This window comes from Thermosynechococcus sp. (assembly GCF_025999095.1).
In the GTDB taxonomy this organism is placed as follows: domain Bacteria; phylum Cyanobacteriota; class Cyanobacteriia; order Thermosynechococcales; family Thermosynechococcaceae; genus Thermosynechococcus.
The window spans coordinates 1,099,332-1,117,434 of record NZ_AP024678.1; the positions used below are offsets into that span (position 1 = coordinate 1,099,332).

Below are 18,103 nucleotides of genomic sequence, written 5' to 3' on the forward strand. Positions count from 1 at the left end.
ACATCCAAGGGGCAACGTATGGTAGTAGATAGGCAAAATCTAAAGAAAACCTTAAAAGGAGGGCAAGTATGACCCCCTCTCTCCTCCGTCAGTTCTGGCACTTTGTTGAGCAAGCACAGGTGGGACGATTGTTGAGTATGGATGATCACTCCCTACAGGGGTGGCTAGTGACGCAGTTTAGCGATGTTTATCCCCTGGAGCACCACCAACGCCATCATCTGGAACGCTACATTTCCTCGCGTCTTTCCCTAATCCGCGATGTGGTTAGCGACTGCACTCCCCGCAGCTTTAGCGATCGCCCCTAGGGAACCTGGAACCGGATCAAACCCTCAAAAAATGAGAGGATGCTTGTAGCACTGTTTGCCTTCAAGCAAGCTATTGGCAGTCGATGATTAACTTGCATCAACGATGGTGGCGGTGGGGAGCGATCGCCTTTTTGACCTTCTTTTTAGCCCTTCTCTCTCCGTGGCCGGGCCTGGCTCAACTCCCCCTACCGGCCATCAATCAAACCCCTGCAACTCCGTTGCCCCCTGGCGTCACTCGCATTGGTGAACTAGAAATTACCGATGTGCGTTTTGATGGCAACACGCTCTTTACAATTGCTGCGCCGACAATTCGCGATCGCAGTAAACTCGGTGATGTCATGCCCGTTGAACTCCGGGCCGAGCTCATCCAGTCCAATCTCCGACGGGTACTCCATAGTGCCCTTGAGGGCGATCGGCGATCGCCCGCGAGAGTAGATATTGGTGTTGCCCGCCTCCATAATGCTTTGGTGATTAGTGCTCGCATTGGCCAAGCGGAACGCACCACTCGCCTCCTGACGGTAACAGAGGCCGACAGCGACTACCATCAACTGCCCCCCGAAACCCTTGCCCAGCAGTGGCGAGACATTTTGCAGGAGCAGATGAACCAAGCGATTCAAGAACGCACCCATGCTGCCCTGATCAGGCAAATTGAGCAGGCTGTCTTGATTTTTTTCAAGGTGGGAGCAGGCAGTTTTGTCATTTTAATTGTACAGCGATTCTTAATCCGCCAACGCAAGCATCTGCAAGGGCAATTGGAGACAGCGACCACTCCAACTGCTGAACCCGAATGGGTTTTGCCGCTTCTACCCCACCTGCGACATCACTTTTTTCTCAAGCAGCGCATTAAACTCATTAGTCTTGTTCGCTATCTGCTGTTGTGGGTACAAGTGGCTCTCTGGCTGCTCGGCCTAGCAGCAATTCTGCGGCTCTTCCCCATGACTCGCGGGCTGAGTTCTCAAGTCTATGGCCTGCCGATTCTCTGGATGGTGGTCTGGTTTGGCACTGGGCTGCTGAATCAATTTGCCGATTTGGCCTTTGATCGCATTCGTGTCTTCTGGGAGCAAAATAATCTGCTCAAGTTTGCTGATACCCAGCGCCAAACATTGCGGATTAGCACCACCATTGAAGTGATGCGGAGTTTGAAGACGGCAGTTATTTATTTAACGCGGCTGGTTGTGATTCTAAGTTCGCTGGGCATGCCTGTCTCATCCATTCTGGCTGTGGGGGGGTTTCTCGCCTTGGCTATTTCCCTTGGTTCCCAAAATTTGGTTAAGGATGTGATCAATGGCCTGTTAATTGTCTGGGAGGACCAATACGGCATTGGCGATGTGGTGGAAATTGAACCCTATTCAGGAATGGTAGAAAATCTCAACTTACGAATCACGCAACTGCGCAATGCCGAGGGGCATCTCATCACTATTCCCAATAGTATGATTACGAAGGTGGCCAACCTGACTCGGACTTGGTCACGGGTCAACCTAGAACTGTGGGTGGATATTGAAACCAATCCCGATCGCCTGCTGTCGTTGCTCAATGACCTAAGTATCCACTTTTACGAAGAACCGGAGTGGCAACTCAAGATGCTAGAGCGGCCAGAGGTCTTAGGAATTGATCAGATTACTGCCAGTGGCTTACTCGTGCGCATTTGGATTAAGACACAACCAGGTCAGCAGTGGCCAGTAGGGCGAGAGTTTCGCCGGCGTCTCCTCAACCTCATGGCTGCAGAGGGAATTGCCGTAGGTCGGCTACATCAACAGCTTCATTTGGCGCGCGATCGCAACGGCAGAAACGACAACGCCGAAAATACCTATCCTTTCCCCTTGGAATCCTGATCATGGCTCGGCGCATTTTGGTTATCGGCGGTGGTGCCGCTGGATTTTTTGGGGCGATCGCCTGTGCCACGGCTAATCCTCGCGATCGCGTCACTATTTTAGAAGCGGGGGCAGCGGTGCTTAGCAAGGTCCGCATCTCTGGTGGGGGTCGCTGCAATGTCACCCACCACTGTTTTGATCCGGCGCGGTTGGTGCAACACTATCCCCGGGGTGGCAAGGCCCTACGGGGTGCCTTTAGTCGCTTCCAACCCCAAGATACGATCGCTTGGTTTGAGGCGCGGGGAGTGAAGCTGAAAACTGAGGCCGATGGGCGGATCTTTCCTGTCACCGATGATTCAGAAACGATTATTGACTGCCTTGTGCAGGAAGCAATGGCCCTGGGCATTCGCATTTGTACCCGTGCAGCGGTCAAGGACATTGCCAAAGTGGGCAACCAGTTTCACGTCACGATTGCTCAGCAGACTCAACCCCTTGTGGGCGATCGCGTCCTTTTGACCACAGGCAGTAGTCCCCATGGCTATCGGTTGGCGGCGCAATTGGGACACACGATTATGCCGCCGGTCCCTTCGCTGTTTACGTTTCAAATTAATGACCCCCTCTTGCAGGAGCGCTCCGGCCTCAGTGTCCCAGCTGTGCAAGCTACCCTCAAACTGCCGCAGCAGCCCCTCTTGACGCAAACAGGCGCAATTCTCGTTACCCATTGGGGGTTCAGTGGCCCCGTGGTCTTAAAACTCTCGGCATGGGGAGCGCGTGCCTTGGCGGCTCACGACTATCGCGGCATCTTAGTGATCAACTGGCTCCCCCACCTATCGCTGCCGCAGATTCAAAGGGAGTTGGCAGTCTGTCGCAGCCATACCCCGAAGCGGGCGATCGCGAACCATTGTCCCTTTCCGCTGCCCCGTCCCCTCTGGAGCTACTGGACAACCACCCTCGGTATTCCCCCTGAGCAAACTTGGGCACATTTGCGTAAAAAGCAACTGCTGGCACTGGCGGCGGTCTTACACCGAGGCACATTCGCGATCGCTGGCAAAGGCAGCTTCAAGGAGGAGTTTGTGACCTGCGGTGGGGTGGCTCTCAAGGAAGTGGACTTCAAGACAATGGCTAGCCGCTGCTGTGAGGGGCTATTCCTCGCCGGCGAAATTCTCGATATAGATGGTGTGACGGGGGGCTTTAACCTGCAAAGTGCGTGGACAACAGGCTGGATTGCCGGTCAGGGATTGGCAGGGAGGTCGACGGACACTCTTTCGGCGGCGGCTTCCACAGCCACACTCTCTTGAGCCGCCCCTTGGAGGGCCAGGGGTTCGGTTTCTTTTTGCTTGAGGGTAAGGGGCAGACGCAGGGGTTGCAGTTCCCGTTGGAGGGCAGGGGCCAAGGGCAAGGATTGATCTAAATCCTCAAGGGGACGGGGCACCAACATCACCGCATGGAGTTCGCCAATGCGATCGGCTTCTGCCATTCCGGCCTCGAGGGCGATCGCAGTATTGGAGGCCGTACCGCGAATAATGGCCGTACACAGACCGGCGCCAATGGTTTCGTAGGCCGTCAGCATCACATCGGCTGCCTTGAGCATGGCATCGGCTGCCCCCACCATGGCTGGAAATCCCCGCGTTTCCAGAAGACCCACGGCATGGCTACTGAGGCGATGGCCGCGAGTTTTAGAAGCAATCTGCGCCAGGAGACTGCCGATGGGGAGAATTTTCTCTAGGTTGGGATCAGGCCGGGGAATCACTAACGTACTCAGTTCTTGACCAAATTGCTGCGCCCGCTCGGCACCCTCTGCCACTGCCAGGCGCACATCGGCAATTCGCCCGCGCACAATCGCGCTACAGTGGCCGCCGCCGATTTTTTCGTAGCCAACAAGGAGGACATCGGAGGATTTGAGCATGTGATCGGCAATGCCAACGATCGCCGGAAAGCTCTGGGCTGAGACCAGTCCTAAGGCTAAATCCGTAAAGTCATCCCGTCGCTCCATTAGCGGAATTCGTCAATCCTTTCCATGGGGTGCATTTCTATCTTAGCGGCTGGATTGCGGAGGGCGCGGATGCCCCAAAAAACGAGATGATCATCCTCACACCAGCGATCGGAAGCTAAAAATGTCCGCAGCAGGTCACTGACAAAAGGGCGATCGCCGCCGGTCACAATCACTTTGCCTTGGGGAAACTCCTGAAAAAAGGGGCCCAGATAGGCTTGCAAAATGGCGGCAGTGCCATAGTAGAGGCCGCTTTCAATAGCGGTGGTGGTGCTAGTGCCCCAACGACGGGGGGGGGCTGTGGGCAGCGTCACATAGGGTAAAGCTGCCGTGTAGTCCGCTAGGGCTCGCGCCATTAATCCAACACCGGCAAGAATCACACCACCAGCAAATTCCCGGCGATCGTTAGCTAGGGTCAGCGTTAGGGCGGTGCCGGCATCCACAACACACACCGGTGCCCCATAGACCTGCAGTGCTCCCCAGAGGGCAAGGGCACGGTCAATTCCTAGGGTGGGGTACATCTGGGGAATGGGAATATCTGCGAGGGTGAGGGCGATCGCCCTCGGATAGACTTGGTGCAGGGGCACAGAACCAACACTGGCCCCCCAGCAGGGGAGATTGGGGTAGTCTTGGGCAGGGTTGAAGGCAAATTCCGCAGGGGTCAGGTGCCAAGTGCGGCTGAGGTGTTCACCCCTAAAGAGTGCCCAGTGCTGCCGAGTATTGCCAATAATCAGGGCAAACCATTGATTACTCTGCGGGGGCGTCATCCACTTCTTCGGGATCGATGAGATACAGATGAATATGTTTATACCCCTGCTTAATCTTGAAGGTATCCCCCGGCTTGAGGTTCATCGCTTTGGTATAGGCAGCACCAATCACAATCTGGCCATTTTGGTGCACTTTCACCCGATAGGAGGGGGATCGCCCCCGCCCCGATTGACCATTGACTTCTTTTTCCGATGACTGTACTTCGAGTCCGCCGGCAGCGAGTACCGCTTCGTAAAATTTCCCTAAGTTGACACGCACCTGACCGGATTTTGTGACGCGGTAGTAGCCACAGAGCTTTGCTGCTTCTTTACGGGATGCAGAACCCAGTTCACTTAATCGCTGCAGGAGTGCTTTACCAGTTAGGGGCTTTGGTTTTTTCATTCGCTCTGTATTTCCTCTATCAGAACGATATTCAAATGAATAAAGCAACTAAATTATTTTTTAGTCAACAGGTGCCCACACGAGAGAAAAAGGGTGTCTGCAAGAATAATCTGACTAAATAATCATTAGCTTTAATAAAGCTACCATTTTATTTGAAACAAAAAGTATTCTTTTCATTCTTTTTAACAATATGTTAATTCGAGTCAATGAGTATAGTTATATAATAATATCAAATATGTTAATAATACCAAAGCTACCGAACAAGAAACTGAGGATTATTTTGTTAAGTTTTATTGATCACCTATTGATTTTTTGCCTAAAATTTACCTACAGCACAGTGCCTTTCTAAAAAGTGCGGAATAGGTGTAGGCATTCAGTCTGCTACAGCAGCCCGAGGAGGCAAAGAAGCTGTATAGTGGCTGTACCCTCGCGAACAAGTGACGAATGACTCCTTGGCAAACGTTGCGGCGCAACCCCTTAGTGATGGTCAGTTTGGGGGTGTTGCTGACTTTGTACCTGCTGGCGATCGCTGCCGATTTTGTGGCCCCCTATAGTCCCTATACCTTTCAAGTGGATGGTGCCCTGCTGCCCCCCACCCGTATTTACTGGCGCACCCCCGATGGTCAGTGGCTCGGGCCCCATGTGTATCCCACGCGCCTAGGGCCTGTGGACTTGGAAACGGGGGAACGACCTCTGATTGTGGATTGGCAGGAACCGTCGCCGATTCGCCTATTTGTCAAGGGTAGCCCCTATCGCTTCCTGGAAATTACCCTGCCCCTACCGACGCGTTGGAGTTTAACCGATCCACAAATTAAACCGCACACCCTTTTCGCCGGCTTTGCCAGCGATCGCCACCTGTTTGGCACGGTGGGCAAGGGCTATCTGAACCTGTTGGGAACCGATGACCAAGGACGCGATCAGCTGAGTCGGCTGCTCTTTGGCGCCCGCATTAGCCTCAGTATTGGGCTTGTGGGGGTGGCGATCGCCTTCCCGATTGGCATTTTGGTGGGTGCCATTTCCGGCTACTTTGGCGGTTGGCTCGATGTCGTTTTAATGCGGGGGGTTGAGGTGCTGATGACGCTGCCGACCATCTATCTGTTGGTGGCCTTGGCGGCAGTACTGCCCGTGGGACTCAGTAGTGGTGAGCGATTCCTGCTGATTACAGTTATCACCTCCTTTGTGAGCTGGGCGGGGCTGGCGCGGGTCATTCGTGGTCAGGTTCTAGGCATTAGGGAAATGGCCTTTGTCCAGGCAGCCCAGGTGATGGGGGGGCGATCGCTCTACATTATTGGGCGGCACATTATTCCCCAAACAGCGACCTACGTGATTATTGCGGCAACGCTCTCGATTCCCAGCTTTATTGTGGCGGAATCGGTGCTCAGTCTCATTGGCTTGGGGATCCAACAGCCGGATCCCTCCTGGGGGAATATGCTTTCCTTGGCCACCAATGCCTCAATCCTGGTCTTACAGCCCTGGTTGGTCTGGGCACCAGCCACACTCATTGTCATCACCGTCCTGTGCTTCAACATCATTGGCGACGGCCTGCGGGATGCCCTTGATCCCAAGGGGATACAAAAATAGCCAAAGCCCTTGGGATACACTAGGGGGAGATTCTCAGAATGAGGCTATGAGTGGCGATCGCCAGCCCTATCAAATTCTGGTTATTGATGATGATCCCACCACCCGACTCCTGTTGCGGAAAATCCTCAGGGGTTTGGGCTATCAGGTATCGGTTGCCAGTCATGGCCGCGAGGGGATTGCGATCGCCACCGCCGAGAAACCCGCCTTGATTATCTGCGACTGGATGATGCCGGAACTGGACGGTCTAGAGGTGTGCCGTCAAATCAAGCAGGATCAGGAGCTCTCCCGCAGTTTTTTTATTCTACTTACGGCCAAAGGGGAACTGGAGGATCGCATTCAAGGCTTAGATGCTGGTGCCGATGAATTCTTGTCAAAACCCATTGACCCCAACGAACTGCGAGCACGCATTCAGGCGGGTCTGCGCCTCTATCAACTGAGTCAGGACTTGCTTAAGCAAAAACAACTCCTTGAGGCTGAGCTTCACGAGGCGGCTGATTATGTGCGGTCGCTCCTGCCGGCTCCCCAAGAAGCTCCCTGCAAAATTAACTACTACTTCTTGCCTTCCAGTCAGTTGGGGGGTGATTGCTTTGACTTTTGCTGGGTGGGCGATCGCTATTTAGTGCTCTACATTCTCGATGTTTCAGGCCATGGCTTGGGGGCGGCTCTGCCTTCGGTCTCCGTTTTGAATCTGTTGCGGAGCACAACGCGGGAGCAAACCGGCGGCACGTTTGATTACCGCCAACCTGCCCAAGTTCTTGAAGCCCTCAACAATGGCTTCCAAATGACGGCCCAGCACGAGAAGTATTTCACGATTTGGTACGGCGTGTACGATCGCCAAACGCAGCAGTTGACCTATGCCAGTGGTGGACACCCGCCGGCACTCCTGCTTACCCCTGAGGCTGATCAATGGCGAGCTACCCTCCTCAAGACACCGGGTATTCCCATTGGTATGTTTGCTGACATGGTCTTTACCCAAGCCACGATTGAAGTCTCCCCTTCAGCAGTTCTCTATCTCTTTAGTGACGGCATCTATGAGTTTGAAACAACCGCCAATCGGGTTTGGGGTCTCGAAGCCTTTAGGGAGTTACTCATTGCTGCCCACACCCAAAATCCTGTGCCCCCATTGTCCCAGTTGATTTCCCAGGTGCAAAGGCATGCAGCGCCCGCGGCCTTTGGCAGCGATGATGTTTCACTGGTGCAAGTGGCGTTCCCCCACCCCTAACTTGGGGCTCCAGATTGCATAATGCGGCGTCTTCTGTGCAATATCCTAAGCAGTAGCGGAGTGAAGGTGAGCTATGGGCGGATGGGAGTTTTTACTGCAAAAGGAGGGCGATCGGGCTTGGTTGCCCCTAGAGCCACCCTCGGCGGAAGTTTTGGAGGGCAGTTATCGCTTGATGGCGCGCTGTCCTGTTCCCGAAACCTCTGTGGAAGTGCAAATTACCCATCTTTACGCTGATCAGGGGGTGTCCAAGCAACGCTATCAACGCCGCACCCACCGCAGCAGTTCCACGGGACTCATGGGTATTCTGCCCTTTACATATTTGCAGCCGGGGCGTTGGCAGTTTCAATGCCGTGTGGCGCGAGAGGGGGTCCTGGATTCAGAGGTGTTTGCGATCGCCCTTGATGTCCTTGCCCAAAGCGAAGAGTGGGACTTGCCCACACCAGAAACCTTTCCTGCGGTTCCAGAGCAGCCAGTTAAAGCCGCCGACCCCCCTCAGCCCCAAGAACCCTCCCCTGCGCAGTTGCCGACGACGCTGATTGAGCTGCCCCAAAGTGCCTATACAATCTTTGCCGATGAAACGTTGGTTTTGGCGGGCACAGTTGCCGTTCCCGGTACAGTGGTGATTCGCCTGCGCAATCCCGTCACCCGGGAGGTGGTACAGGAGCACTCAGTGCCAGCGATCGCCCGCGAGGAAAAATGGGGGTTTCAGTGTAGACTCACCCCCTTGGCCGATTATCCAGTGATGGTGGGGGAAGCCCGCCTCCTACCCAACAACCCCCTGGAACACAGCGATCTGCGCCAAGTCCAAGCCTTTATGGTTACGGTGCTCCCGGTACCCGAGATGCCTGCTGTCTCTGCGCCATCCCAAATTTCCCCCCCGCAGCGCAAAACGCCCACTGGCCCGCAGTTGCCCATCTTAGGGGATACGGCCCTCCAACCTGTGCCGGTGAGCGGTTTTTCCCTACCGCCCCAACTGAAGCCTGGGAAAGCGCCCGTTGTTGTGGATTTACCCAGCTTTTGCCAGCCCCTATCTGCGGTTACTGTACCACCGCCTCGCGATTTGCCCATCGATCGCCAAAAGCGATTTTGGTTGCGATTGCAACAGTTGGCTGAGTTAGCGCCCCCCCTTGAGACCACGCCCCCAGTATCCACAAATTCTGAGGGTACCTATCTATTGACTCCACCCCAGCTCCTGCTGTCACCGGAGCCACTGGTACCACCGCTGCACCTGAAGGTGAATTTGCCTGCAACCCAACGGGGTTGCTCCGTCAAGGTGTGGATCACCAATGGCGAAACAGGAGAGTTAATTGCGGGCCCCCGCTGGCTAGTGGAGTTTGACTTTTATCGCTATGGGGATTACTGGCAAACTGTCCTTCACATTGACGTGCCAGCAAAGGTGCGTTCCATTGCCCTGATGGCGATCGCCATTGACCCCAAAACAGGCGCAGAAAGCCCCACTGTGACCCTGCGCCGCCAGTTACAGGCCCCCTAGCTTTCGGGTTCCGGTTGCGTTTCCGCCCGCTCAAAAGCAGGACAATAGCCCTCCGGTGCCACTTTAAAGTTATAGAGCGCAGAGGCTTCGTTCCAGCAGCGTTGACCGCGATAAAACTGGCAGTTAAAACAACTGGGCTGGTCGGGCGCGATCGTGGCTGAGGTACCACCGAGCACTTCTTTGGGGGTCATGCCGCGAATCAGTAATTGCTCCCCTTGCCAAGCGGCCAACACAAAGCCGGTATCTGCCAGCCGTCGCCAGCGCGGATCGGTGGTAATAGAAGCCGGTAGGCGAATCATGGCTTCATCGTTCCACTCACTCACCTCTCCTTCATAGGCCAGTTGCACCAATGAGCTGGGCGTCGAAAGTGTCAATTGGCCAATGGGAAATTGAATCGTTGAGCCACTGGTGGGGGTGTGCAGATGGTAGCGGTTACTCAATTCATTCAGGCTAGCCAAGTCTGCAAGGTAGTTGGGATCGCCGTGGATAAGTACCACATGCTGCGGTCGGATATTGTGAATCAGTTGAGTGGTGGCAGGGCCATCGGCATGGAGGGAGAGTAAAAACGTATCCACCTCCACATTGGGTAAGTCTGCGAAGTCAGGATAGCCTTCCCGCACGGGTTGACCATAGCGCAGACGTGGATAGAGCACCAGCCAAGGTCGTCCCCCTTGGGTCACGTAGGGGCGCAGGTCTTGATCCTCCTCAAGCAGGACAATGGTGGGGTCAGCCCCCTGAATTTGGGTCACATCGCTTAGGGGCTGCACTTGGGGCTTGACCCGCCGATCCCAAAACAGGGCTTGGTGTTGGGCAAAGTTTTGAATAGTGGTGGGTAAATGGGGCAAAATTGTCAGGTAGGTATCACAACCGCGGGCGATCGCCGGCCCCACCCAAATCTGAATCGGCTGTCCTGTAAAGAGATGATGACTGCGCAAGAGGATGAGAATTTCTTGGGCGGTGCCGAGGGGAGGCAGGGGAAGCAATAGGTTATAGCCCTGGTCAATCGCTGTGCGGATGCGTTCCGCCAATTGATTTTCCTGTTGCCGGCGGTGGGGGTGGCGCGCTGTGCCCAAGCTGCCCTCAATGATTAGGACATCCGGTTGCAATCCCCGTAGATCCGCAAGGGGTAGTCCTTCCGTAAAGCGGGTATGGGAGAGGAAAAAATCCCCCGTATAAACCACACTCAGGGGCGGTTGCTCTGTGTTTGGATCTTGATAGGTGAGGACAAAAACCGCTGCCCCCGGCAGATGCCCCGCAGGAAAGAGTTCAGCGGTCAGGCCATCGCCAAACTCCACGGGCGATCGCCAAGGCAAGGCACGGCAAAAGGGAGGCACGGTTTCATCTGGCCAATTCAGGGGCAACAGTTGCGTTGTAACTTCGCTGGCATAGATCGGGATATGGGGGAAACGGCGATGGAGTGCCAACAGACTGCGGGCATGATCCGCGTGGGCATGGCTACAGAGCACTAGGTCAAAGGGATGCTGTTCAATCTCATCAAGGGGCAAGACATCAAGGGACGGCACACCGCAGTCCAGCAAAATCCGATAGGTGCCAATTCCTAAGCCAATGCACACCCCCTCCTCAGCGTGACCCACCCCATAGTTGAGGCACTCGATCATGAATGGCGATCAGTCACCCTCCCTAGTTAGATTTAATGAGCAGAACCGTTGCCGTGGTACTGATCCGTGTCGTAGAAGCCATTGCGGGTGCCAAAAAACAAACACAACAGAATAAATATAGGTGTCATCGCCAGCAGAATGGGCTTTATGCTAATCACAGCATCCATAGTTCACGCCTCGCTATAGTCAAGTAAATAGTCAAGTAAGCCTCTTCTGGTACTCAGTGTATCGCGGATTATTTGCGGGGACTTGCTGATTTTCTCTCCTCAAAGTAACGGAGTTGTCGCCAACCAACAAAATTTGCGTAGGACTGGCGATCGCCCATACATTCCGCCACGTGTTCTAGGGGAGAGAGGTGCTTTGGTTCTGCTCCCGCCAAGCGCTCATAGAGGGCAAGATCAGAGGCAGGGTCACTGCGTTGGCCATCCCGCAGATAGTAGGACACCCGCGCACAACGGGCCACAGACATATACTTGCACTCCTCAAGACTATATTGCTGGCGCTCAGTCGGATCGATGTAGGGGAGGTGCCAATCCCCCACAGCCACAGGAGTGGGTTCATGGGTCTGCAGCAAATGCTGAATCAGCTTGGCCAAGGCCTGCATTTCTGGCTGGGCATCGGGGTGATTGCGCAGGCGCAGAAAGTTATCCCACTCGGTACTGCTGACAACCGTTTGCATCCACATCCACGGTTCAAGCATGCGGTTGACCACTTGCTTGTGAATTCCCAGCTCATGGAGCTGGCGTGCCCCCTCAAGAACTGCGAGGCGAGTTTTCAGCCAGATTTCCTTTGCCGCCTCCTTTTGTTCACTTTCTTCGCGGGCCTGCATCCCCCGCTCGTTTTTTCCCCAATGGTAGGGGACGACTGGGTTCTGTTCCACTTGTTCGATCATTTTAGCCACAGGAACGGCTCGCGAACTGGCGGAATTGCGAGAAAACACGCGGTGGGTGAGGAGTTCACTATGGATAAAGCGCGGATACGTGAGTTGAAGTGTCACCAAGCGCACCCCTACTGGCGAAATGGAATCAGCAATTACACGCCCGTCTTGCATCTTTGTCTCTTCTGAATCTCTGCCTTTTCTAGGCTAGTGCAAGGGGAACACCGTCCGCTATTTACAGAACTTGACTTAGGAAGGTTAATCAGTGCTGTCCTAGCAGCAGCTTGTGGTACAGGGGCTGCCCTGGGGCAGTGGTTGGCCGGTCAATCAGCTGTTCAAGACTGCTGACTCCCTGAAATGTAGTAATAAACTTTTGCTAAATCATTTGGCGCCACTCTTCGAGATGTTATGCTTTTTGTAGAATTTTTCTTGGGGTTTCCAGCTCAATTCATTCACTAAAAGCTAAAAAAACTAACTCAAGCTTTTATCAGTAGGAAACTTCTATGCCAATTACGAGTCAAGTTTCTTGTGTTCCCGAGTCTCTAAAGTCCTACGTCCAGATTGATGGCTGGGGCGAAGTTCCTGTTGTGCTTGGGCATGGCTTTGGTACTGATAAAAGCGCTTGGGACTATTTAACCCCTTTCTTCCCTGAGGGCTTCACCTATATCCGCTATGATCTGGCAGGCTGTGGCTCCGAAGAGGATACGCAACGCCGCTATGATGTCCAAAGACACAGCCATCTGTATGGCTATGCCGATGATCTGATTGAATTGCTGGATACCCTTGGCGTGCAATCTTGCATCTATGTGGGCCACTCGGTCAGTTGCATGATCGGTGCCATTGCCGCGATCGCCAGACCTGATTTATTTCGACGACATATCTGGATTGGGCCCTCCCCCTGCTATCTCAAGGATGAGAACTATCCGGGTACCCTCACCCCCGACGACCTACAGGCCACTTATGAGGCAATGGTCACGAACTATCAAGCATGGGCGGCGGGTTTTGCCCCACTCATGTTTGGGGTGAAGGAGGAGCACCGGCTGGCCGACTTTTCTAAGACCCTCTTTCGATTGCAGCCAAGGATTGCCCTGCGCACTCTCCAGATGATTTTTGACTCCGATACCCGTTCCTTTGTCGGCAAGGTACAGCAGCCTGTCCACCTAATCTTTAACCGCGCTGACTTCGTAGTTCCCCCAGGGGTAGCCCTGTGGTTACATGCCACCTTGCCCCACAGTACCCTTGATTGGATCGAGGCTCAAGGCCATCTTCCCCACATGACCCATCCCACAGCCGTTGGTTCTTTGCTGAAAAAATACATAAGCACATAAATAAAAAAAATATACAATCTACTCTGGTTAGGGCATGCTAAAAAAAGTGCAGGAACATCTACCCCGCCAGCTTCTTCCCGCGCCCGATAGTATCACAGCATTTTGTCATCTAATTGCCAATTGGTCGCAATCTGAGCTCGTTCTCGCCCTAACTATTGATCAGCAAGGCAATCGCGCCCAAATTATCACCACAACCAGCACTAGCAAATTTCCCAATCTGGAAATTGTCGCCCCCTGGCGAGAGTTGGTCCAGGGGGCGGTCATTGATGTTCTGCCTTTTCTCAAACTGCCCTCTATTTTTTTCTGTCTTTTAAATAAGGTTGAGCGAATTGTTTACATCCCCTGCGGTGAGCCCGAGGATTGGTGCCAGGGGTTGCTACTGGTGAATCCCGTCGCCGACCCGCTGCGGCAACTCACAGAACAGAAAGGCTACATTGCGGCTCTGTACCGCCAACTGTTGATCCATCATCGTCAAAATCAAGATAGCGTCATCTTCGAAGTACAATTTCAGGATATTTTCGACACAGTGCCGCTGGGCTTGGTTTTAATCAAAGGGGATGGCTCTACAGCGATGGTCAATTCCTACGCTGCTCAATGGCTGCAACTGCCAGCGGGGAGCCATCCCGTTCAGATCGTTGCCGAGCACATGAAACAGGCGCGGCAGAGATGCGATAACTGCGATGAGCTAGTCAACCTTTTTCAAGGGCTGGCTACTAATGCCAACTTCAGTGCTCAGGGGGAGTGTCGAATGGGTGAGAAAACATTTCTCATTGATACCCACCCGGTGCGTGGCGATAGTCGCCTAGGGCGCGTGTGGATCTTGTCTGACATCAGTGATATGCGTCAGCGGGAGCAAGCACTTTTGGCTCTGGCTTGGTTAGATCCCCTCACTGGCGCTTTCAATCGTCGCTTTCTGTTGAGTCGAGTTGAGGCTTATGAGTCCCAAGCCGCTACGGGAGGCACCCTGCTCACGGTCATGATTTTTGACATTGATCACTTTAAGCGCATTAACGATACCTATGGTCACGATCAGGGGGATGTGGTTCTGCGCACCTTGGCGGCAAGGGCAAAGCAGGTATTAGAGGGCTGCCAAGACGGCATTTTGGTCCGCTGGGGGGGCGAAGAATTTGTGCTGTTGTTTTTTGCTGCCTACGCAGACCAGGCGAGAGCAGTTGCTGAGGAACTGTGCTCAGTGGTGAGAAGCCAGCCCGTGGAACTTGCAGATCAGCAGTTTTTGTCTGTGACAATTAGTTTGGGTGTCACTCTGTTTAGAGTGGGGGAACAGGTGCTCAGTGACTCAATTCCTCGTGCTGATCAAGCTTTGTATCAGGCGAAACATGGGGGGCGCGATCGCTGGGTGTGGGCATAGGCAACCACTCCCCAATCTCCCCAATAACGGCTGTGAAACGATTTGTTAAGGTAGCAGTGTCTAAAGGATGGCCTGTATAGCCGTTGAAGGTGCATGAGCTCCCCACGCTTTAGTTTGAGTGACTGGGCGGTGACCCGCCACATCGGCACCCTGATGCTGACCCTCACCGTCGTTGTTTTGGCGGTCTTTATCCTCATGCGGCTGCAAGTGGATTTGTTGCCCTCGATTACGTACCCCCGCATTGGGGTACGCCTGGATATGCCGGGGGTGGTACCTAGTGTTGCCGTTGAGGAGGTGACCAAGCCCCTTGAGGAAGCCCTCAGTCGCACGGAGGGAGTGGTGCAGGTCTATTCCCAAACCCGTGAAGGGCAAGTCAGTATTGACCTATTCTTTGAACCCGGTGGCGATGTTGATCAGGCCCTCAATGAGGTCACCGCTGCCTTTAACCGTGCCCGCAGTGCTTTGCCCGATATTATTGAGTCGCCGCGACTCTTTAAGTTTGATCCATCGCAATTGCCAGTTTATGAGTTTGCACTGACCTCAGAAACCCTCAGTGGCCGCGAGTTACGAGTCTTTGCCGATGAGGATTTGGAGCGCGAACTCAGTATCGTCCCTGGTGTGGCAGGGGTGGATGTCTCTGGGGGAACGACCGAAGAAGTACGAATTCTTGTGGATCTGGATCGATTGCAGGCCACAGGGGTGGGGTTGAACCAAATTTTAACGGCGCTGAGCGATCGCAACCAAGATGTCTCCGGCGGGCGCATTCGCGGCCAAAGCGCAGAACCTTTAACCCGAACAGTGGGACGCTTTCGCAATCCTAGTGACATTGAGGATGTGGTGCTCACAGGCACCAATGGTCAGCGGGTCTATCTGCGGGATGTGGCACAAGTTGTTGATGGTAGTGCCGAACAACGGGTATTTGTGACGCTCAATGGCCAACCCGCCGTTAAAATCAGCATTCTCAAGCAACCGGCAGCCAATACAGTGGAAGTGGCCGATGGGATCAAGCGACGTTTAACGGAGCTACAGGCAGCCAATCTCGTGCCCCGCGATGCGCAGATTATTCCTGTCCTTGATGAGTCGGTTTATATCCGCAACTCCTTAAACAATGTGATCACCGCAGGCCTGACGGGAACCCTCTTGGCGGCGATCGCTGTGCTGCTGTTTCTGGGTTCGGTGCGGCAAACCTTGATTATTTTGCTGGCCATTCCCCTATCCACGATGGCGGCACTGCTGCTGATGGGGCTATTTAATTTCTCCCTCAATGTTTTTAGCTTGGGTGGCCTCGCGCTCGGGGTTGGCATCGTCGTGGATAACGCCATTGTGATGTTAGAAACTTTGGCGGATATTGACCCTCAGCACATGAGCCAAGAACAGTACCTTGAGGAGTTAAAACGGCGTAGCCAAGGTATTGAATCAGCGCTTGTGGCATCTACCCTCACTAACTTGGTTGCCATTTTGCCTTTTTTGTTGTTGGGGGGCTTGATTGCACTGCTCTTTAATGAGTTGATTCTAACGATTAGTTTTGCCGTTGCCGCATCGCTGCTGGTGGCACTCACGGTGGTGCCGGCCTTGGCCTCCCGCCTTTTGGGGGTACGGGTGCAAAATCGCCTACGGCAAGTGGCCCTTATTCGCCTTTTTAATGAAAAGTTCCTCTGGCTGAGGGGACGCTATGAATGGGCCTTGGGGCACGTGCTACGGGCACGCTGGCTAGCGGTTGGGCTGGCGATCGCCCTGTTGGGGGGTAGCAGTTGGTTCCTAGGCCAGCAAATTCCCCAAGAGTTGCTACCGCGGATTAATACTGGTCAAGTCAACCTGAACGCCATTTTTGCGCCCGGCACCCCCTTGCCCCAGAGTCGCCGCATGATGGAGGCCGTGGATGCGGTGCTGATGGCCCAACCGGGTACAGAGGCCGTCTTTACCACAACGGGTGGTGCCCTCTTTGGCACCAATACGATTGCCAATCCGTTGCGGGCAAATAGCAACATTATTCTGCGGCGGGGTGTTAACGTGGATCGCTATATCACCACCGCCACGAAAGCCCTTGATCAGCTCAACCTGGTGGGGGTGCGGTTGCGTCTGAGCCCTGGCCAGGTGCGTGGCATTATTCTCACCAACTCACCCCTGCGCGGTGCAGATGTGGACGTCATCCTACAGGGTAACGATGAAGACACCCTGAGCCGCTTTGGTCGCCAAGTGCTGCGAGTCCTTGATGAAAAGGCCACATTAGTGCGCTTTCGTCCCGATGCCGATCCTCGCCAACCCGAAATTCAAATTCTGCCGGATTGGGAGCGGGTCAGCGAACTAGGGCTGAATACCCTCAATCTTGGCCAGACGATTCAAACAGCCTTGACGGGGTTTGTGCCAACGCAGCTGCAACGGGGCGATCGCCTAGTCGATATTCGCGTCCAACTAAACAGTGAGAGCATCCAAAACCCTGCCGACCTGGCCACGATTCCCCTGTTTACCGCCAACAACCGTCCCCTCCGCCTTGGGGATGTCGCTCGCATCGAACCCAGTCAAGCACCGGCGGAAATTCGGCGGATCAATCGGCAGCAAGTCTTTATGCTGGCGGGTAATCTGGTCGAAGGCGCCAGTCTCAGTGCCGCGATTGCTGAGATCAACACCATTCTGAGGGAGCTTGAGTTCCCGCCGGGGGTGTCCCTGATGCCCAGTACAGCAGCTCAAGCCAATCAGCAATTGCAGCAAGCCTTAGGGGTCTTGGGCAGTTTGGCGGCCTTTCTCGTGTTTGTGGTCATGGCGGTACAGTACAACTCGCTGCTTGACCCCCTAGTGATTATGTTTACCATTCCCTTGGCTCTGGCCGGTGGAATTGGGGGCTTGTACCTAACACGGACGGCCATTGGCGCCACGGTGATTGTCGGTGCCATCTTACTGGTGGGAATTGTTGTCAACAATGCCATCATCATGGTGGAACTGGCCAACGAAATTTACCAGCAGGAGGGCTGTAGCCGTAGCCAAGCCATTCGTAAAGCTGCCCCTGCCCGTCTGCGCCCGATTATGATGACCACGATTACAACGGTGGTGGGCATGTTCCCCTTGGCATTGGGGCTAGGCGAAGGCTCAGAATTTTTGCAGCCCCTTGGCATTGTTGTGTTTTCTGGCTTGGCTGTGGCAACACTGCTCACCCTCTTTCTCATTCCCTGTTTTTATGTGATTCTGCATGGCTTTGAGCGATCAAGCGGCAGTGCTGGTGCAACATTTTCAGAACCAATGATTGCCCCTACCCGCCCTGCTGCTGAAGAATGTTGAGCATGCTAGCAGTTATGGCGCTATTTGTTGACTTCGGCGGTGGTTTGGTGATGAACCCGTATAAAATTGGAGTGTGAAAGCTAACTT

15 protein-coding genes are annotated in these 18,103 nt (G+C 54.1%); 9 read left to right on the forward strand and 6 right to left on the reverse strand.

Translation table 11 applies throughout. From position 1 onward, the window contains the following. Positions 1-68 precede the first annotated feature (68 nt). From Q0W94_RS05410 to Q0W94_RS05420, 3 genes are all read left to right on the forward strand, one after another. Positions 69-305, forward strand: coding sequence for a hypothetical protein (locus Q0W94_RS05410; protein WP_297762071.1), 237 nt, complete (start codon positions 69-71; stop codon positions 303-305). Positions 306-388: 83 nt separating this feature from the next. Beyond that, positions 389-2,137: a mechanosensitive ion channel family protein gene (locus Q0W94_RS05415; RefSeq protein ID WP_297762073.1), complete on the forward strand. Its 1,749-nt coding sequence runs from the start codon at positions 389-391 to the stop codon at positions 2,135-2,137. Positions 2,138-2,139: 2 nt separating this feature from the next. Beyond that, positions 2,140-3,414: an NAD(P)/FAD-dependent oxidoreductase gene (locus Q0W94_RS05420; protein WP_297762076.1), complete on the forward strand. Its 1,275-nt coding sequence runs from the start codon at positions 2,140-2,142 to the stop codon at positions 3,412-3,414. On the opposite strand, the gene Q0W94_RS05425 is transcribed toward Q0W94_RS05420, so the two are convergent. Genes Q0W94_RS05425 through Q0W94_RS05435 form a run of 3 tightly spaced genes read right to left on the reverse strand, consistent with a single transcriptional unit; the run spans position 3,348 to position 5,255 of the window. Further along, entirely contained in the window at positions 3,348-4,109 is a 762-nt protein-coding gene (locus Q0W94_RS05425; protein WP_297762078.1) for a carbon dioxide-concentrating mechanism protein, read from the reverse strand. The two genes, Q0W94_RS05420 and Q0W94_RS05425, sit on opposite strands and share 67 nt — an antisense overlap. Continuing rightward, positions 4,109-4,873, reverse strand: a complete 765-nt coding sequence (locus tag Q0W94_RS05430; protein ID WP_297762080.1) for a pantothenate kinase — start codon at positions 4,871-4,873, stop codon at positions 4,109-4,111. Before Q0W94_RS05430 ends, Q0W94_RS05425 begins: the two co-directional genes overlap by 1 nt. Next, positions 4,854-5,255, reverse strand: coding sequence for an AbrB family transcriptional regulator (locus tag Q0W94_RS05435; protein ID WP_297762082.1), 402 nt, complete (start codon positions 5,253-5,255; stop codon positions 4,854-4,856). Before Q0W94_RS05435 ends, Q0W94_RS05430 begins: the two co-directional genes overlap by 20 nt. A gap of 444 nt (positions 5,256-5,699) precedes the next feature. On the opposite strand from Q0W94_RS05435, the gene Q0W94_RS05440 reads away from it, so the two are divergent. The 3 genes from Q0W94_RS05440 to Q0W94_RS05450 all read left to right on the forward strand — a co-directional run bounded on the left by Q0W94_RS05440 (position 5,700) and on the right by Q0W94_RS05450 (position 9,550). Then, positions 5,700-6,836, forward strand: a complete 1,137-nt coding sequence (locus tag Q0W94_RS05440) for an ABC transporter permease (RefSeq protein ID WP_297762084.1) — start codon at positions 5,700-5,702, stop codon at positions 6,834-6,836. A gap of 46 nt (positions 6,837-6,882) precedes the next feature. Then, positions 6,883-8,058 carry a PP2C family protein-serine/threonine phosphatase gene (locus Q0W94_RS05445; RefSeq protein ID WP_297762086.1) on the forward strand — a complete coding sequence of 392 codons (1,176 nt, stop codon included), beginning with the start codon at positions 6,883-6,885 and terminating at the stop codon, positions 8,056-8,058. A gap of 73 nt (positions 8,059-8,131) precedes the next feature. Further along, complete coding sequence (locus Q0W94_RS05450) at positions 8,132-9,550, forward strand: hypothetical protein (RefSeq protein ID WP_297762087.1); 1,419 nt, start codon at positions 8,132-8,134, stop codon at positions 9,548-9,550. Here Q0W94_RS05450 and Q0W94_RS05455 read toward each other — a convergent pair. The 3 genes from Q0W94_RS05455 to Q0W94_RS05465 all read right to left on the reverse strand — a co-directional run bounded on the left by Q0W94_RS05455 (position 9,547) and on the right by Q0W94_RS05465 (position 12,220). Continuing rightward, positions 9,547-11,169, reverse strand: coding sequence for an MBL fold metallo-hydrolase (locus Q0W94_RS05455; RefSeq protein ID WP_297762089.1), 1,623 nt, complete (start codon positions 11,167-11,169; stop codon positions 9,547-9,549). The two genes, Q0W94_RS05450 and Q0W94_RS05455, sit on opposite strands and share 4 nt — an antisense overlap. 32 nt (positions 11,170-11,201) lie before the next feature. Then, a complete protein-coding gene (locus tag Q0W94_RS05460) occupies positions 11,202-11,336 on the reverse strand; it encodes a hypothetical protein (RefSeq protein ID WP_297762463.1) in 135 nt (44 codons plus the stop codon). A gap of 68 nt (positions 11,337-11,404) precedes the next feature. Further along, positions 11,405-12,220 carry an FAD-dependent thymidylate synthase gene (locus Q0W94_RS05465; RefSeq protein ID WP_297762092.1) on the reverse strand — a complete coding sequence of 272 codons (816 nt, stop codon included), beginning with the start codon at positions 12,218-12,220 and terminating at the stop codon, positions 11,405-11,407. 329 nt (positions 12,221-12,549) lie between these two features. Here Q0W94_RS05465 and Q0W94_RS05470 point away from each other — a divergent pair, with 329 nt between their 5' ends. The 3 genes from Q0W94_RS05470 (at position 12,550) to Q0W94_RS05480 (ending at position 18,016) form a co-directional block, all read left to right on the forward strand. Beyond that, on the forward strand, positions 12,550-13,374 hold the full coding sequence (locus Q0W94_RS05470; protein WP_297762094.1) for an alpha/beta fold hydrolase: 825 nt from the start codon (positions 12,550-12,552) through the stop codon (positions 13,372-13,374). 34 nt (positions 13,375-13,408) lie between these two features. Then, positions 13,409-14,743, forward strand: coding sequence for a GGDEF domain-containing protein (locus tag Q0W94_RS05475; protein WP_297762096.1), 1,335 nt, complete (start codon positions 13,409-13,411; stop codon positions 14,741-14,743). Between the two features lie 93 nt (positions 14,744-14,836). After that, complete coding sequence (locus tag Q0W94_RS05480; RefSeq protein ID WP_297762098.1) at positions 14,837-18,016, forward strand: efflux RND transporter permease subunit; 3,180 nt, start codon at positions 14,837-14,839, stop codon at positions 18,014-18,016. Positions 18,017-18,103 lie beyond the last annotated feature (87 nt).

Coding starts and splice junctions, on each gene's coding strand:
- Q0W94_RS05410 (WP_297762071.1), top strand. CDS start 69: ATGACCCCCTCTCTCCTCCGTCAGTTCTGGCACTTTGTTGAGCAAGCA.
- Q0W94_RS05415 (WP_297762073.1), top strand. CDS start 389: ATGATTAACTTGCATCAACGATGGTGGCGGTGGGGAGCGATCGCCTTT.
- Q0W94_RS05420 (WP_297762076.1), top strand. CDS start 2,140: ATGGCTCGGCGCATTTTGGTTATCGGCGGTGGTGCCGCTGGATTTTTT.
- Q0W94_RS05425 (WP_297762078.1), bottom strand. CDS start 4,109: ATGGAGCGACGGGATGACTTTACGGATTTAGCCTTAGGACTGGTCTCA.
- Q0W94_RS05430 (WP_297762080.1), bottom strand. CDS start 4,873: ATGACGCCCCCGCAGAGTAATCAATGGTTTGCCCTGATTATTGGCAAT.
- Q0W94_RS05435 (WP_297762082.1), bottom strand. CDS start 5,255: ATGAAAAAACCAAAGCCCCTAACTGGTAAAGCACTCCTGCAGCGATTA.
- Q0W94_RS05440 (WP_297762084.1), top strand. CDS start 5,700: ATGACTCCTTGGCAAACGTTGCGGCGCAACCCCTTAGTGATGGTCAGT.
- Q0W94_RS05445 (WP_297762086.1), top strand. CDS start 6,883: ATGAGTGGCGATCGCCAGCCCTATCAAATTCTGGTTATTGATGATGAT.
- Q0W94_RS05450 (WP_297762087.1), top strand. CDS start 8,132: ATGGGCGGATGGGAGTTTTTACTGCAAAAGGAGGGCGATCGGGCTTGG.
- Q0W94_RS05455 (WP_297762089.1), bottom strand. CDS start 11,169: ATGATCGAGTGCCTCAACTATGGGGTGGGTCACGCTGAGGAGGGGGTG.
- Q0W94_RS05460 (WP_297762463.1), bottom strand. CDS start 11,336: ATGGATGCTGTGATTAGCATAAAGCCCATTCTGCTGGCGATGACACCT.
- Q0W94_RS05465 (WP_297762092.1), bottom strand. CDS start 12,220: ATGCAAGACGGGCGTGTAATTGCTGATTCCATTTCGCCAGTAGGGGTG.
- Q0W94_RS05470 (WP_297762094.1), top strand. CDS start 12,550: ATGCCAATTACGAGTCAAGTTTCTTGTGTTCCCGAGTCTCTAAAGTCC.
- Q0W94_RS05475 (WP_297762096.1), top strand. CDS start 13,409: ATGCTAAAAAAAGTGCAGGAACATCTACCCCGCCAGCTTCTTCCCGCG.
- Q0W94_RS05480 (WP_297762098.1), top strand. CDS start 14,837: ATGAGCTCCCCACGCTTTAGTTTGAGTGACTGGGCGGTGACCCGCCAC.